This is a genomic window from Nonomuraea sp. SYSU D8015 (assembly GCF_008065375.1).
Taxonomy (GTDB): Bacteria; Actinomycetota; Actinomycetes; order Streptosporangiales; family Streptosporangiaceae; genus Nonomuraea.
On record NZ_VJYI01000046.1, the window covers coordinates 1 to 15276 of the forward strand.

Annotated in this window: 18 protein-coding genes and 1 riboswitch; of the genes, 6 read left to right on the forward strand and 12 right to left on the reverse strand. The window is 69.5% G+C overall.

Annotation, left to right across the window (positions count from 1 at the left end):
• The 5 genes from ID574_RS57795 to ID574_RS57815 all read right to left on the reverse strand — a co-directional run.
• The coding region (locus tag ID574_RS57795; protein WP_272491875.1) for a TCP-1/cpn60 chaperonin family protein at window positions 1–229 on the reverse strand (229 nt) is incomplete at its 3' end.
• Window positions 230–559: 330 nt separating this feature from the next.
• Complete coding sequence (locus tag ID574_RS57800; RefSeq protein ID WP_020546479.1) at window positions 560–760, reverse strand: cold-shock protein; 201 nt, start codon at window positions 758–760, stop codon at window positions 560–562.
• A gap of 240 nt (window positions 761–1000) precedes the next feature.
• Window positions 1001–1276, reverse strand: a complete 276-nt coding sequence (locus ID574_RS57805) for a MoaD/ThiS family protein (RefSeq protein WP_132331077.1) — start codon at window positions 1274–1276, stop codon at window positions 1001–1003.
• A gap of 23 nt (window positions 1277–1299) precedes the next feature.
• Window positions 1300–2535, reverse strand: coding sequence for a threonine synthase (thrC, locus tag ID574_RS57810; protein WP_188197596.1), 1236 nt, complete (start codon window positions 2533–2535; stop codon window positions 1300–1302).
• 13 nt (window positions 2536–2548) lie between these two features.
• Window positions 2549–2690: riboswitch (SAM riboswitch) on the reverse strand.
• Window positions 2691–2769: 79 nt separating this feature from the next.
• Window positions 2770–3324, reverse strand: coding sequence for an RNA polymerase sigma factor (locus ID574_RS57815; protein WP_188197597.1), 555 nt, complete (start codon window positions 3322–3324; stop codon window positions 2770–2772).
• 31 nt (window positions 3325–3355) lie between these two features.
• Here ID574_RS57815 and ID574_RS57820 point away from each other — a divergent pair, with 31 nt between their 5' ends.
• The gene (locus tag ID574_RS57820; RefSeq protein ID WP_188197598.1) at window positions 3356–4780 is read left to right on the forward strand and encodes an alpha,alpha-trehalose-phosphate synthase (UDP-forming); all 1425 of its coding nucleotides are present in this window, start codon (window positions 3356–3358) and stop codon (window positions 4778–4780) included.
• On the opposite strand, the gene ID574_RS57825 is transcribed toward ID574_RS57820, so the two are convergent.
• From ID574_RS57825 to ID574_RS57835, 3 genes are read right to left on the reverse strand one after another with little or no spacing between them, the layout of a single operon-like run.
• Complete coding sequence (locus ID574_RS57825; protein ID WP_188197599.1) at window positions 4777–5355, reverse strand: hypothetical protein; 579 nt, start codon at window positions 5353–5355, stop codon at window positions 4777–4779. The two genes, ID574_RS57820 and ID574_RS57825, sit on opposite strands and share 4 nt — an antisense overlap.
• A 35-nt stretch (window positions 5356–5390) precedes the next feature.
• Entirely contained in the window at window positions 5391–6161 is a 771-nt protein-coding gene (otsB, locus tag ID574_RS57830) for a trehalose-phosphatase (protein WP_188197600.1), read from the reverse strand.
• 39 nt (window positions 6162–6200) lie between these two features.
• Window positions 6201–6500 (reverse strand): DUF3263 domain-containing protein, encoded by a 300-nt coding sequence (locus ID574_RS57835; protein ID WP_188197601.1) that lies wholly within the window; start codon window positions 6498–6500, stop codon window positions 6201–6203.
• Between the two features lie 139 nt (window positions 6501–6639).
• Here ID574_RS57835 and ID574_RS57840 point away from each other — a divergent pair, with 139 nt between their 5' ends.
• The 5 genes from ID574_RS57840 to ID574_RS57860 all read left to right on the forward strand — a co-directional run bounded on the left by ID574_RS57840 (window position 6640) and on the right by ID574_RS57860 (window position 10883).
• Window positions 6640–7446 carry an SAM hydrolase/SAM-dependent halogenase family protein gene (locus ID574_RS57840; RefSeq protein WP_188197602.1) on the forward strand — a complete coding sequence of 269 codons (807 nt, stop codon included), beginning with the start codon at window positions 6640–6642 and terminating at the stop codon, window positions 7444–7446.
• 137 nt (window positions 7447–7583) lie between these two features.
• Entirely contained in the window at window positions 7584–8138 is a 555-nt protein-coding gene (locus ID574_RS57845) for a hypothetical protein (protein WP_188197603.1), read from the forward strand.
• Entirely contained in the window at window positions 8135–9268 is a 1134-nt protein-coding gene (locus ID574_RS57850; RefSeq protein WP_188197604.1) for a S8 family serine peptidase, read from the forward strand. Before ID574_RS57845 ends, ID574_RS57850 begins: the two co-directional genes overlap by 4 nt.
• Window positions 9269–9294: 26 nt before the next feature.
• Window positions 9295–9699, forward strand: a complete 405-nt coding sequence (locus tag ID574_RS57855; protein WP_188197605.1) for a Zn-ribbon domain-containing OB-fold protein — start codon at window positions 9295–9297, stop codon at window positions 9697–9699.
• Window positions 9696–10883, forward strand: a complete 1188-nt coding sequence (locus tag ID574_RS57860) for a lipid-transfer protein (protein WP_188197606.1) — start codon at window positions 9696–9698, stop codon at window positions 10881–10883. Before ID574_RS57855 ends, ID574_RS57860 begins: the two co-directional genes overlap by 4 nt.
• 382 nt (window positions 10884–11265) lie before the next feature.
• Here the strand turns inward: ID574_RS57860 and ID574_RS57865 are convergent, their stop codons facing one another.
• Genes ID574_RS57865 through ID574_RS57880 form a run of 4 tightly spaced genes read right to left on the reverse strand, consistent with a single transcriptional unit; the run spans window position 11266 to window position 15198 of the window.
• A complete protein-coding gene (locus ID574_RS57865; RefSeq protein WP_188197607.1) occupies window positions 11266–12279 on the reverse strand; it encodes an ABC transporter ATP-binding protein in 1014 nt (337 codons plus the stop codon).
• Window positions 12266–13300, reverse strand: coding sequence for an ABC transporter ATP-binding protein (locus ID574_RS57870; protein ID WP_223168168.1), 1035 nt, complete (start codon window positions 13298–13300; stop codon window positions 12266–12268). The genes ID574_RS57865 and ID574_RS57870 overlap by 14 nt, the downstream gene beginning before the upstream one ends.
• 13 nt (window positions 13301–13313) lie before the next feature.
• The gene (locus ID574_RS57875) at window positions 13314–14261 is read right to left on the reverse strand and encodes an ABC transporter permease (RefSeq protein ID WP_223168169.1); all 948 of its coding nucleotides are present in this window, start codon (window positions 14259–14261) and stop codon (window positions 13314–13316) included.
• The gene (locus ID574_RS57880; RefSeq protein ID WP_188197608.1) at window positions 14254–15198 is read right to left on the reverse strand and encodes an ABC transporter permease; all 945 of its coding nucleotides are present in this window, start codon (window positions 15196–15198) and stop codon (window positions 14254–14256) included. Before ID574_RS57880 ends, ID574_RS57875 begins: the two co-directional genes overlap by 8 nt.
• Between the last annotated feature and the right edge of the window lie 78 nt (window positions 15199–15276).

The window sequence follows — 15276 nt, forward strand, 5'->3', positions numbered from 1 at the left end:
CTTCCTTGACCAGCTCAGCGCCGATCTTCTCCCACGGGTCCTCGAGCTCGATCTCCTTGGCGATGGAGACACCGTCGTTGGTGATCGTGGGAGCGCCCCACTTCTTCTCCAGCACGACGTTGCGCCCCTTGGGGCCCAGGGTCACCTTGACGGCGTCGGCGAGCTGGTTCATACCGCGCTCGAGACCGCGCCGGGCGTCCTCGTCAAACGCGATCATCTTGGCTGCCATAAGGCTAGACCTCCCAGATGCAGGGTGGCTTGTCCTGGACCGAGCCGACGCCCGCGACGGCATGAGCCTGCATCTCCGTTCGGCAGACCCCATCGTCTCGATCCGAGTTCGCTGGCACTCTGCCACACAGAGTGCCAACGAACTGTTTAGCACTCTACCCTGTCGAGTGCAAGCGAAGGACTCTCCACCCCGGGTTCCCGCCCAGGTCAGTCCATCTGTGCGGCGGGCCGCTCACCGCACGGCCCGCCGTAGATCGACAAATAGGAGGCTGGCCGGCTCGCACGGACTGCGCTGCCGTGCGATGCGGCCTGTGCGTACGAGTGACGTGAATCAGACCGCGCGGACAGACTCGGCTTGAGGCCCCTTCTGTCCTTGCGTGATCTCGAACTCGACGCGCTGTCCCTGCTCCAGAGAGCGGTACCCGTCCATCAGGATCGCTGAGTAATGGACGAATACATCCTTACCACCGTCTACCGCGATGAAGCCGTAGCCCTTGTCCGCGTTGAACCACTTGACGGTGCCCTGCGCCACTTCCGACTCCTCTTACTGGGCTCACAGATCTCGCCCATTCCTCCGCGAGACCCGTAATCGCCCGACATAACGGAAAATCAGTCAGACGATCGCCCTCGACCATACATGTGGCACGGGGTTTGGCAACAGAGTCAATCTCCAAACAGCGCATTTCTTCGCAGAGAGGTCCTTCAACGTTGAATTATCGGGAAAAGAGAAGGCGCCCACTAGGGGCGCCTTCAAGGATGTGATCTGTCGCACTCAGCCGCCGGCGACCGCCGGGATGATGGAGATCTGAGTGCCTTCCGGGGCCGGAGTGTCGAGCCCCTGGGCGAAACGGACGTCCTCTTCCCCCACGTAAACGTTGACGAAACGCCGAATCTTGCCCGATTCATCCAGAATTCTTGCGCCGATCCCCGGGTAGTCGGAGTCGAGCTTGGCGAGCACGTCACGAAGCGTCGCGCCCTCGCCACTCACTTCCGCGTTTCCCCCGGTGTACGTGCGCAGGATGGTGGGAATCCGCACAGAAACGCTCATGGTTATCTCGCCTTTCCTGGTTGTCAGACAGCCGCGCGGAACGCGTCGAGAGAGGGCCGGATCACGGCCGTGGGCCTGGCGGAGTCGCCGGTGATGGCGTCGAGCGTCTTGAGCCCGTCGCCGGTGTTGAGCACCACGGTCTCGGCCTCGGGGTCGAGTCGCCCCGTCTCGACGAGCTTCTTGAGCACGCCCACGGTCACCCCGCCCGCGGTCTCGGCGAAGACGCCCTCCGTCGAGGCCAGGAGCTTGATCGCGGCCACGATCTCGGCGTCGGTGACGTCCTCGACGGCGCCTCCGGTGCGCCGGGCGATGTCGAGCACGTAGGGCCCGTCGGCGGGGTTGCCGATGGCCAGCGACTTGGCGATCGTGTCGGGCTTGACCGGCTGGACCACGTCGTGCCCGGCCTTGAACGCCGCCGACACCGGCGAGCAGCCGGCCGCCTGCGCTCCGAAGATCTTGTACGGCGTGTCCTCGACCAGGCCCAGCGCCACCAGCTCCTTGAAGCCCTTGTCGATCTTCGTGAGCTGCGAGCCGGAGGCGATCGGGATGATGATCTGCTCCGGCAGCCGCCAGCCGAGCTGCTCGGCGATCTCGTACGCGAGGGTCTTGGAGCCCTCGGCGTAGTAGGGCCGCAGGTTGACGTTGACGAACCCCCACTTGTCGCCCATCGGGTCGCCGATCAGCTCGGAGCAGAACCTGTTGACCTCGTCATAGGTCCCGTCGATCCCGATGAGCTTGCCGCCGAACACCCGGGCCATGGCGATCTTGGCTTCTTCGAGGTTGGCCGGGATGAACACGCAGGCGTCGAGCCCGGCCCGCGCCGCGGCGGCGGTGACCGCGCCCGCGAGGTTGCCCGTGGAGGAGCAGGAAAGCGTGTGGAAACCGAAGTTGCGCGCCGCCTCGACGGCGATGGCGACCACCCGGTCCTTGAAGGAGTGGGTGGGGTTGCCCGAGTCGTCCTTCACGTACAGGGACTTGATGCCGAGCGCCTGCCCGAGGTTGCCCGCCTTGACCAGCTTGGTCCAGCCCGGGTTCATGTTGGGCTTGGTCGCCACGTCGGCCGGCACGGGGAGGAGCGAGCGGTAGCGCCAGATGTTGGCGGGACCGGACTCGATGTCCGCGCGGGTCACGTTGCCGAAGTCGTATGCCGCCTCCAGCGGCCCGAAACACTCCAGGCAGGCGAAGCTGGGACCGAGCGGGTAGCGCGCGCCGCACTCACGGCAGGACAGAGCGACAGCAGGACCAAAGTCGTGCGACATGAAGCGAGGCCTTCCCTCATCTTCGCCCGCGGCCACCTTGACCGCGAACCGGAATTGGCACCTTGTCCCGGTCGGCCTCGCCAGGTCGCGAGTCACAAGCCGGGAGGGTTGCCGGGGCTTCGCAGGGCCGGTCCCTCCACCCCTCTGGATGAGCAATATTCAGTTGGTGAACAGGACTCTACCCGCTCAAGGAGGCGAGATTACCACCCGTCTCAACATGCGAGACGGATAGTCTCAGCGATAGTCCTCTCCGAGCACACCCTGCACGTATTTGCGCGCTTGGTGAATGCGGGACTTGGCGGTGCCCAGCGGGATGCCGAGTTGTTCGGCCACCTCGTTGTAGTCGAGCTGGACGATGTCGCGCAGCACCAGCGCCTGCGCCAGGTCGGGCTTGTCGGCCTCCAGCGCCTCCATCGCGTCGAGCAGGTCGAGGCGGGACCCCGCGATCACACTGACCCGCCGCACGTCGGGCTTCTGCATGGGCAGCTCGTCGGAGGTCTGCTCGGCGGCCCGGCGCTTCAGCGACCGGTACGTGGTCCGCGCGCAGTTGGCCGTCACGATGTGCAGCCAGGTGCTGAACCTGGCCCGGCCCTCGAAGCGCCCGATGTTGCGGGCCACGGCCAGCAGGGTGTCTTGGGATGCCTCCTCGGCGTCCTGGTGGTAAGGCAGGATCCGGGCGCAATGACGCATCACATCGGGCTCGATCCTGGCCAATAGCTCGCCGAGCGCGCGATGATCTCCGGCTGCGGCGGATCGGGCGAGTTCCTCGGTTAGCTCATCTAGCGCCATAGCTGGGATCCTATGATCGAAGGGAGCCTCGATGAACAGCGTTCTGGTGGCCTCCAACAGAGGGCCCGTCTCCTTCACCGTCTCCGACGACGGCGAGCTGACCATGAAGCGCGGCGGAGGCGGCCTGGTGTCCGGGCTGTCCGGCGTGATCAAGGAAGACGGCGTCCTGTGGGTCTGCGCGGCGCTGTCCGACGACGACCGCAGCGCCGTGCGCCTGTCCCCGGGCGGCCGGATCGATCTGGCCGGCTACGACACGGGGCCGCTGCGGATGCTCGACATCCCGGCCGCCACGTTCCACCGCGCCTACAACGCCGTGGCCAACTCCACGCTGTGGTTCGTCAACCACCTGCTCTACGACATCCCCAACGCGCCCAACTTCGGCACCAGGTTCGCCCGCGAGTGGGAGTCCTACCGCGACTACAACGGGGCGTTCGCGCTGGCCCTGGCCGAGGAGGCCGGACACGGCGCCCGCGTCATGGTGCAGGACTACCACTTGACCCTGACCCCCGCGATGCTCCGCGCCGAGCGGCCCGACCTGCGCATCGCCCACTTCAGCCACACGCCGTGGGCGCCGCCGGAATACTTCTCCCTCCTGCCCGACGAGGTGGCCCGCGAGGTGCTGGAGGGCATACTCGGGGCCGACCACGCCGGGTTCCTGACCGGCAGGTGGGCCGGGGCGTTCATGGACTGCTGCCAGGCGCTGCTCGGCGCCGAGGTCGACCGCGTGGGCCACAGCATCACGTACGAGGGCAGGACCACCCGGGTCGGCGTGCACAGCCTCGGCGTGGACGGCGCGGCGCTGTGGGAGCGAGCCTGCGAGCCCGACGTCGAGTCCCACATGGCCGCGATCAGAGACCAGGTCGGCGACCGCAAGCTCATCGTCCGCATCGACCGCACCGAGCTGTCGAAGAACATCGTGCGCGGCCTGGTGGCCTACGGCGAGTTCCTGGAGGCCCACCCCGAGTGGCACGGGCAGGTGGTGCATCTGGCCTTCGCCTATCCGAGCCGGCACGACCTGCCCGAATACCGCGAATACACCGCCTCGGTGCAGCGCTGCGCCCAGGAGATCGAGAACCAGTTCGCCACCGAAGACTGGGACCCGCTCATCCTCAACGTCAACGACGACTACCCGCGCTCGCTGGCCGCGTACCGGATGGCCGACGTGCTGCTGGTCAACCCCATCCGCGACGGGATGAACCTGGTGGCCAAGGAGGGCCCGGTGCTGTCGCCGCGCTGCGCCCTGGTGCTCTCGCGCGAGGCGGGCGCGGCGGCCGAGCTGGGCCCGTACGCGATCATGGTCAACCCCTACGACATCAGCGGCACGGCAACCGCCCTCCACGAAGCGCTGATCATGCCGGAGGACGAGCGCAGGACGCGCCGCGACAAGCTCTGTGCCGCGGCCACCGCCCTGCCCCCGCAGAAGTGGCTCGCGGCCCAGCTTGAAGCCCTCGCCTAGTTCCAATCCGCATACTTGAGCGCGTCGGCCAGGCCCGGCGTGCTCCACTGGTCGACGACGAGGATCTTGCTCTTCGGCAGGTACCACTCGCGCTGGGTGAAACGCGCCTTGGTCGCGTTGCTGGAATAGGGCACGCAGCGGGCCTGCCACGCGTTGTAGGCGGCCTTGTGTCCCGTGCCGACCTGGCGCAGCCCCCTCGACACCTTCGGGCCGATGATCTCGCCCCACTTCTTGTTCAACGGGCAGGGCTGCACGTCGCTCGCCGGGTAGTACGGTCTCTTACCGGTGTAGGGACCCCAGCCTTCGGCGCCGACCTTGATGGCCGAGGGCCCGAGCACGTAGAACGCGTCGCACTCCGGCGTGCCCCAGCCCTTCGGCTTGCCGCACCTGCCGGTGACGACCTGGACCACGTCCGCGCCGAAGCGGTGGACCTCCCACTGGATGGGGATGTAGAGGGTCAGGCCGTTGCGCAGCTTCAGCGGCTGCGCGGGCGCGGCGCTGGCGGGAGCGGGAAAGGCGGCGGTCAGGACGGTGGCCGCGGCCACGGCGGCGACGGCGAGGTAACGCTTGAACATGCGTCAGACCCTAGGGACCGCCACTTGCAGCCCACTCATGAACGACTGAAAGCCGACACCATCTCCGCCAGCAGCGCCACCACCCCGTCCGGCCCGTCCACCACGATGTCGGCGCGTTCCGCCAGCGCGGTCACTTCGGCCGACCCGCTGCACACGGTCACCCCGGGCAGCCCGGAGGCGCGCACGGCGTCGAAGGCGGCCAGATCGCCCAGGTCGTCGCCGACGAACATGACGGACCTGGCGGCCCGCTCGGCCAGGAAGAGGCTGAGCGCGTGCCCCTTGTCCATGCCCGGCGGCCGCAGCTCCAGCACGAAGCGGCCCGGCTCGACCACCAGCCCGTGTTCGTCCGCGACCCGCGCCAGCGGCTCGCGCAGCGTGGCGAGCGCGCCTTCGGGGTCAGGACTGCGCCTGGTGTGGACCGCGACGGCGCGGCCCTTGTCCTCGATCGAGACGCCCTCCAGCCCGAGCGACTCGAGCAGCAGTTGCAGCTCCGCCTCGGCCCGCGGCACGCCGGGCGGGGGCGGTGGGGCGGAGATCCGGCCGTTCTCCCACCGCTCGAAGCCGTAGTGGCCGAGGACGACCAGCCCCGGCACGTCGGCCAGCCCGGGCCCGAGCTCCAGCGCGGTGGCCGGCGGCCGGCCGGTCACGATGGCCACGGCCAAGACGTGCGCGCCCAGCTCGGCGAGGACCGCGGGCGCCTTCGGGTGGATCACGGCGGCGGCCGGATCGGGCACGATGGGCGACAAGGTCCCGTCGAAGTCGAGCCCGATCACGGCGCCCGCCGGATCTTTCAAGATTGCTTCCATTCCAGGGATGTTCTTCACGCGGCTGCCGTACCCAGCGGCTCAGGGGCGCATGCCAAGCCTTCTGGCCGCACGGTCGCGCTGGCGGGTGGAGCGCAACCTGCGGAGCCGCTTGACGAGCATGGGGTCCTGCTCGAGTGCTTCCGGCCGGTCGATCAACTCGCCGAGCAGCTGGTAGTAGCGCGTGGCGGAGAACCCGAAGGTCTCCTTGATGGCCTGCTCCTTGGCACCCGCGTGGCGCCACCATTGGCGCTCGAAGGCGAGGAGCTCGAGATCACGTTCTGACAGCGGTTGGCGGGACGTTTCCTGGGCAGCATCGTCACCGCTGAGCGGTGATCCCATGGTGTCCTCCTCGAAAGGGGCGTGCGACGATCTCGTCACACGCACGCGGCCCGTGCCAATCGTAATGTGCGAAGTGCGCCCGTTCACGGCGGATTGGGAGGCTGTTCAGGGCGGATCTGGAGACGTACAGTCACCAAATGTGGCCTCAGTAATCACACTCCTCACCGACTACGGGCTCGAAGACGGCTATGTGGCAGCCTGTCATGGAGTGATTGCCGGGATCGCCCCGCAGGCCCGGGTGATCGACGTGTGTCACCTGATCCCGTCCGGGGACGTACGGCGCGGCGCGGCGGTCCTCGCGCAGACCATCCCCTACCTCCCGCCGGGCATCCACATCGGCGCCGTGGACCCCGGCGCCGGGGGCGCCAGGCGGGCGGTGGCGATCGAGGCGGGCGGCCGGGTGTTCATCGGCCCGGACAACGGGCTGCTGTCGTGGGCGGTGCACGCCAGCGGCGGCGCGCGGCTCGCGTACGAGATCCGCAACGAGAAGCACTTCCTGCGGCCCGCCTCGCCGACCTTCCCGGGGCGTGACGTGTTGTCGCCGGTCGCGGGGCGGCTGTGCGGCGGGCTGCCGCTCGCGGACCTGGGGCCCGAAGTGCCGGTGGAGCGCCTGGTGGTGCTCCCCGAGCCGACGTCGCTGCTGCGCGACGGGTCGGTCGAGGGCGAGGTCGTCTCCGTCGACCGCTACGGCAACACCCAGCTGTCGATCGCGGCCGGCGACCTGTACGCGCTGGGGGTGCGGGTGGGCGACACACTCGGGGTGTGGCTGGGGCGACGGCAGCTGTCGTTGCCGTACAGGGAGACGTACGCGGCGGTGCCGCCGGGCGAGCTGGTGGCGTTCGCGGACTCGGCGGGGCTCATCGCGATCGCGGTCAACTCCGGTGACGCGGCGCAGCGGCTGGGGCTCCCACCTGGGGCGCATGTCCGACTTTCGCCGACACCGTAGTACGAAAGCCGCAGATCGGAATTACTCGGCGTATCGGTCTGTTTACTGAACCGTCGGATTGAACAGGCGGACGCGTGTCAGAATGCGGTGACTGAACGGGGCGTCCCCTCTTCCCGTACGAGGTTGACGTGTACCACGTGTCCGTTGTGCTGCTCTCCATAGTGTCCGCGCTCTGGCCCACGCCCGAGCCGCCCGTGTCAGAGCGCTGGCACGCGTGGCCGGTGGCGCGGGTCTTCCCCCGGGCGGTGGCCGGCGTCAGCCCGTCGGGCGCCCGGGTCACGTACGTGCTGGCCGGGGTCGCCCCAGAGGCGCCCTGCCGGGCGGCGTTCCAGCCCGCGGCGGTGCGGCCGGGGTGCCGTACCGCGCTGCGGGCCACGTACGCCGACAGCACCCAGACGTACGTCGCCACCGTGGGGATCGCGGTGCTGGACCGGGCGGCGCCCAGGCCGGGCGCCGCCGGGCGGCCCGCCACCGTGCGGCCCGTCGCGTTCCCCGGCGGGCCCGCCGAGCGGTTCGGCGAGCGGCAATACTTCACCGGGGTGCTCATCGGGTCCGGGGAGCGCTACCTGGTGGCGACGGCCGCCGGGTACGCGGACGGCCGGACGTACCGGCCGGGCGACCGCACCGTGCCCCGGCTGCGCGACGCCGCGCGGCAACTGGCGACGACGTTGCACCGGATGCTCACCCGATGAGCCGGCTCATCGTCCCCGCCCTGATCGCCGCCCTCGTGTTAGGGGTGGCCGCGCCGAGCGCCTCCGACGACGTCGGCGAGATCGCGCGCGCCGGGCAGTGGCAGCTGGAGACGCTGCGGCTGCCCGAGGCGTGGCGGGCCGGCAAGGGCGCCGGCGTGCTCGTCGCCGTTCTCGACACCGGGGTGAACGGCCGCCATCCCGACCTGGAGGGGGCCGTGATCCAGGGTCCCGACCTGACCGGGGTGGGGCGGGCCACGGGCCTCTGGGGGCAGCACGGGACCGCCATGGCCAGCCTGATCGCCGGGCGCGGACACGACGGGGGCGGTGTGATCGGCGTGGCGCCGGCGGCCAAGGTGCTGTCCATCAGGGTCACTCTGGAGAACGGCGACCCGCTGCGTCAGAAACACCGCTCCAGCTGGGGCGACGCGCTGGCCAGGGGCATCCGGTACGCGGCCGACCACGGCGCCGGCGTCATCAGCATGTCGCTGGGCGGCGGCAGCGGCGCGTGGGAGGGTTCGGCGGCCGAGGAGGAGGCCGTCCAGTACGCCATCGCCAAGGGCGCGGTGCTGGTGGCCTCGGCCGGCAACGACGGCGACGCGGCCAACAGGAAGAACTTCCCCGCCGCCTACCCGGGCGTGATCGCCGTGGGGGCGGTGGACCGGCGGCTGGAGGTCGCGCGGTTCTCCAACAGGCAGGACTACCTGTCCGTGGTGGCGCCGGGCACGGAGATCGTCACGGCCGACGGCGGCGACTCGTACGTGGTCGGCGACGGCACCAGTTCGGCGGCGGCCATGGTGGCGGGCATCGCGGCCCTGATCAAGTCGGCCCATCCCGACATGTCTCCCTACCACGTACGCACGGCCATCGAAATCGGCACCAGGAGGCGACCGGCGGACGGCTACAGCCCCGCCTACGGGCACGGGGTGGTCGACGCCCTGCTGGCCCTGCGCGCGGCGGACCGGCTGAGCGCGCCCGCCGCCCCGCCGGCCCGGCCGGGCCCCTACTTCGGCCCCGGGCCGTCCCACGAGTCCAGGACGGCCGTGGTGGTGGGGATGCTGGCGCTGGTGGCGACGATGTCGGCCCGGATCCTGGTGACGCATCGGCGGCGGCGCGAGAGGGATTTAACCTAGCAAGCGCTTGTGTGATACTCCAGGCTATGACGTACGCGATCGAGGGCTGGTTCGCCGTCGACGCCGACGGGGTCTTCCTGCTGGGCACCAAGTGCGCGGCCTGTGGCACCGTCTGCTTCCCGCCGCGGAACGGGTTCTGCCCCAATCCGCGATGCGAGGGCGAGGAGATGGAGGTGACCAGGCTGCCCCGGCGCGGGCGCGTCTGGTCGTACACGAACGCCTGCTATCCGCCGCCGGCGCCGTTCGTGGCGGCGCAGCCGTACGTGCCGGTGACGCTGGCCGCCATCGAGCTCGACGGCGCGGGCATCGTGGTGCTCGGGCAGGTCGCCGGGCTCACCGTGGATCAGCTCGAGGTCGGCATGGAACTGGAGCTCACCAGCGGACCGCTGGCCGACGGGCCGCTGGTGTGGATGTGGAGGCGCGCCTCGTGAATGGTGTGGTGGTGCTGGGCACGGGGATGCACCCGTGGGGCAAGTGGGGGCGGCCCTTCCTGGAGTACGGCGTCGCGGCCGCCCGCGCGGCCCTGCGTGACGCGGGGATCGCCTGGACGGACGTGCAGTACGTCGTGGGCGCGGACACGATCAGGAACGGCTACCCCGGCTTCGTCGCCGGCGCCTCCTACGCCCAGGCGCTCGGCTGGACGGGGTCCAGGATCGCCTCCTGCTACGCGGCCTGCGCGTCGGGGGCCCAGGCTCTGGACATCGCCCGCACCCGCATCCTGGCCGGGTTGTGCGACGTCGCCCTCGTCGTGGGGGCCGACTCGACCCCGAAGGGCTTCTTCAAGCCGGTCGGCGGCGACCGCCCCGACGACCCGGACTGGCTCCGCTTCCGCCTCCTCGGCGCCAGCAACCCGGCCTATTTCGGGCTGTACGCGCGCCGCCGCATGGCCGTGTACGGCACGACGCCTGCCGACTTCGCCGCCGTCAAGGTCAAGAACGCCCGTGCCGGGTCGCTCAATCCCATGGCCCGCTACCGCAAGCCGGTGACAGCGGAGGAGGTCCTGGCCTCCCCGATGGTGGCCGACCCGCTGCGCCTGATGGACATCTGCGCCACTTCTGACGGGGGCGCGGCCGTGGTGCTGGCCTCGGAGTCGTACGCCCGCCGCGTGGGCGCCCGCGACCTCGTCCGGTTGGCCGCCGTGTCCACCGTCACCCCGACCTTCCCCAACACGGTCCTGGAGTTGCCGAACTTCGCCACCGACTCGTGCGCGGCCGTACCGGCGCCTGAGAGGCCCTTCAGGGCGGCGATCGCGGACGCGGCGTACGAGGAGGCCGGGGTGGGGCCTGAGGATCTCTCGCTGGCGGAGGTGTACGACCTGTCGACGGCGCTCGAACTGGACTGGATGGAGGACATCGGGCTGTGCCCGTCCGGGGAGGCGGAGAAACTGCTCCGGGAGGGCGAGACCGCGCTGGGGGGCCGCATGCCGGTGAACCCTTCAGGCGGGCTGGCCTCCTTCGGCGAGGCCATCCCCGCCCAGGCCATCGCCCAGCTGTGCGAGCTGACGCTCCAGTTGCGGGGCCGCGCCGGCCCCCGCCAAGTCCCGAACGCCCGCGCCGCCCTGGCCGCCAACCAGGGCCTCTTCGGCCACGGCTCCGCCATCCTCACCACCACGTAAACGCCTCCCGCACCGTCGCACGGTCAGCCCACCCGCCACACAGGACCCCACCGCGCAGGAGCCCGCCGGAGCCCGGCGCGCACGAGCAAGGGGTGCGGGAGCGAGGGATCTCGGAGCGAGGGATCTGGGAGCGAGGGATCTCGGAGCGGACGCCACGTCCGCCACCGACAGCCTCGCCCCAGGCGCGCCGCGTCGGCGAGAAGCCGCGCGGCGGGGCCCGGCGCAACGCGCACGGCGGCCGGCGCCTGTGCAGGGCTGGAGCGGGCGATGGCCAGATCCGGGGCGGCGATGGGTCGGGGCGCGGTGGGAGGTGAGGGGGCGAACGCGTAAGGCCCTCCGAAGAGGATCCTTCAGAGGGCCTGGGAGCGTCGGCAGGCGGTGATCAGCCGATGTGGACCACGTCGTGCGTCTCGGCGAAGTGGCAGGCGCTCTCATGCCCCGTCCCCGGCCGAATCTGCAGCAACGGCTCCTCCTCCGCACAGATCTCCTGCGCCTTCCAGCACCGCGTACGGAACCGGCACCCCGACGGCGGGTTGGCCGGGGAAGGCGGGTCGCCCTGGAGGATGATCCGCTCACGCTGCTCCCGCCCCTCCGGGTCGGGAACGGGCACCGCCGACAGCAGCGCCTGCGTGTACGGATGGGCGGGCTTGTCGTAGATCTCGGTGTCCTTGCCGAGCTCCACGAACTTGCCCAGGTACATCACTCCGACCCGGTCCGAGATGTGCCGGACCACCGACAGGTCGTGCGCGATGAAGATGTACGCCAGGTCGAACTCGTTCTGCAGCCGCTCCAGCAGGTTGATCACCTGCGCTTGGATCGACACGTCCAGTGCGGAGACGGGCTCGTCGCAGACGATGATCTCAGGCTGGAGCGCCAGCCCCCGGGCGATGCCGATGCGCTGCCGCTGACCGCCGGAGAACTGGTGCGGATACCGGTTGATGTGATCGGGGTTGAGCCCGACGACGTCCAGCAGCTCCTGCACCTTCTTGCGCCGGTCGCCCTTGGGCGCCACCTCGGTGTGGATCTCGAACGGCTCACCGACGATGTCGCCCACGGTCATCCGCGGGTTCAGCGAGGTGTACGGGTCCTGCATGACCATCTGGATGTTGCGGCGCATCCGCTTGAGCTCGGCGCCCTTGGCCCGGCCGATGTCCCGGCCGTTGATCAGCACCGAGCCGGACGTCGGCCGCTCCAGCGCCATGAGCACCTTGGCCAGGGTGGACTTGCCGCAGCCCGACTCGCCCACGATGCCCAGCGTCTCGCCCTTGTGCAGGTCGAACGACACGCCGTCGACGGCCTTGATGGCGCCGATCTGCCGCTTGAAGAGGATGCCCTGGGTGAGCGGGAAGTGCTTGACCAGGTCGCGCACCTCGAGGATGCGGTCACCGTTCACCATCGAGGACCTCCCTCCAGTAGTGGCAGGCGCTGCCGCGCGTGCCGCTGATCTGATACAGCGGGGGGACGTCGGTCACGCAGTTGTCCTGCCGGTAGGGGCACCGGGGGTGGAACGCGCAGCCGGTGGGCAGTTCGAGCAGGTTGGGCGGCAGCCCCTTGATGGCGTACAGGTCCTGGCCCTTGAGGTCGACGCGGGGGATCGACTCCAGCAGCCCCTTCGTGTACGGATGCGCGGGCGCCCGGTAGATGTCGTGCACGGAGGCCCTCTCGACGATGCGCCCCGCGTACATGACGGCGATCTTGTCGGCCACGTCGGCGACGACGCCCAGGTCGTGTGTGATCAGGATGAGGCCCATCTGGCTCTCGCGCTGCAGGTCGGCCAGCAGGTCCATGATCTGCGCCTGGACGGTAACGTCGAGCGCCGTGGTCGGCTCGTCGGCGATCAGCACCTCGGGGTCCAGCGCGATCGACATCGCGATCATGATGCGCTGCCGCATGCCCCCGGAGAACTGGTGCGGGTAGTCGTTGACGCGCTGCCTGGCGGCCGGGATGCGGACCCGGTCCATCAGCTCGACGGCCTTCTTCATGGCGTCGGCCTTGGACATGCCGCGGTGCACCCGGAACATCTCGCTGATCTGCCAGCCCACGGTGAACACCGGGTTGAGCGCGGAGAGCGCGTCCTGGAAGATCATCGCGATGCGCTGGCCTCGCACCTGCGTCCGGGCCTCCTCCGACAGCTTGAGCAGATCGGTGCCCTTGAAGCGGATCTCCCCATGGGGGATGTGGGCGGGCGGCATGTCGAGGATGCCCATGATCGCCTGCGCGGTCACGGACTTGCCCGACCCCGACTCGCCCAGCACCGCGAGCGTCTCGCCGGGGTTGACCGTGTAGCTCACGCCGTTGACCGCCCGTACGATGCCGGCCCGGGTGCGGAACTCCACGTGCAGGTCGTCGACGGCGAGCAGCGGTTCGTCGCCGTATACTCCCTCGACAGGCAACACATCCGCTGACGTCTTCTTCACTTGATCCCCCCTTCTACCTGAGCTTCGGGTCGAGCGCGTCGCGCACGGCGTCGCCCAGCATGATGAACGCGAGCACGGTGATGCTCAGGAATACGGCCGGGAAGATCAGCGGCAACGGAGCCTCCAGGAAGCGCCGCTGCGCGTCCGCGATCATGAGACCCCACGAGATCTCCGGCGGCTGCACGCCCACGCCCAGGTAGGACAGCGCGGCCTCGGCCGCGATGAACCCGCCGAGGTTGATCGTCGCGACGACGATCACCGGGGCGAGCGCGTTGGGCAGCAGGTGCCTGAACATGATCCGCCCGGGACCCGCGCCGAGCGCCCTCGCCGCGACCACGAAGTCCTGCGATTTGGCGGTGATGACCGCCGCCCGCATGATCCGGAACGTCATCGGCCAGCCCAGTACGGTCAGCGAGATGACCACCAGCCAGATGCCCAGACCGCTGTCGCGGAAGGTCGAGCCGATGAGCAGCGCGCCCAGGATGCTGGGGATGGCGAAGAAGATCTCGGTGACGCGCGAGGCCACGGTGTCGGTCGCGCCGCCGAAGAAGCCCGCGACGAGCCCGAGCAGGCCGCCGATCAACGCCGCGAAGATCGTGGTGCTGATGCCGATCACCAGCGAGTTCGCCGCGCCGTAGATGGTGCGGGCGTACAGGTCGCACCCCAGGTTGTCGCGGCCGAACGGGTGTCCGGCGCTGGGGAGTTGCCTGGCGGTGGCCAGTTCGCACGTCCTGGCGTTGAACGGGTCCACCGAGCTGAACAGCGACGGCCACATCGCCATCAGCACCAGCACGGCGATGATGCCGCACGAGATGAGGAAGATCGGCTTGCGCCGCAGGTCGGCCCAGGCGTCCGACCACAGGCTGGCCGGCCTGCCCGACTTGGCCTTCGGCAGGCCGCCGGGTGTGGGGGCCTCCGCCAGGGCGCTGGTGTGCCCGCTCTGCCCCGTTGCTTCATTCATAGCGGATCCTCGGGTCGAGCACTGCGTACATCAGGTCCACGGCCAGGTTGGCCACGATGTAGATCAGCACCAGGATGGTCACGATACCGACGACGACCGGCTGTTCGCGGAGATAGACCGAGTCGAACAGCTGGAGGCCGATGCCCGGCAGGTTGAAGATCCTCTCCGTGATCACCGCGCCGCCCATGAGGTTGCCCAGGTCGGCGCCCAGGAACGTGATGAGCGGGATCAGCGCGTTGCGCAGAGCGTGCCGGCCGACGACGCGCCGGCGGGAGAGTCCCTTCGCGGTGGCCGTCCTGATGAAGTCGGCCCGCAGCGTCTCGGCCAGGCTGGTCCTGGTGAGACGGGTGAGATAGGCGATCGACACGCCCGCGAGCACGAAGCCCGGCAGCAGATAGCTGCGCAGGCCGTTGGCGATGCCCGCGATCGGGAAGATGTCGGCGCCCGTCCACTGCTTGAGCTTCACGCCCAGGATGTACTGCAGGATGAAGCCGGACACGAGGGTCGGCACGGAGATCAGCAGCAGCGTCGAGGCGAGGATCATGGTGTCGGTGGCCTTGCCGCGGCGCAGCGCCGCCCAGAGACCGAGGCCGACGCCGACGAGCGCCTCGATGATCAACGCTGTGAGCGCCAGATTGAGCGTGACCTGGAACTTGCCCGCCAAGAGCTGGGACACGGGCACCTCGGAGAAGTTGATCCCGAGATCGCCCCGGAAGAGCACCCCGCTGATGTAGTGCCAGTACTGCAGCAGCAGGGGGTCGTTGAGGTGATACCGCTCGCGAAGGATCGCGACGAGGTTGGGGTTCGACTGCTTCTCACCGGCCAGCGCCGCGATGGGGTCTCCAGGCAGCGCGAAGACGATGGTGAAGATCAGCAGGGTGGCACCCAGCAACACCGGTATCGACTGGAGAAGACGCCGGATGATGTAACGGCCCATTTAAGCCTCCCGTACATGCGAAGAAGGCCACCCTTCGACCTTATGGGTTTCCGGCCGAAGAGCCGCCTCCTTCGCGCC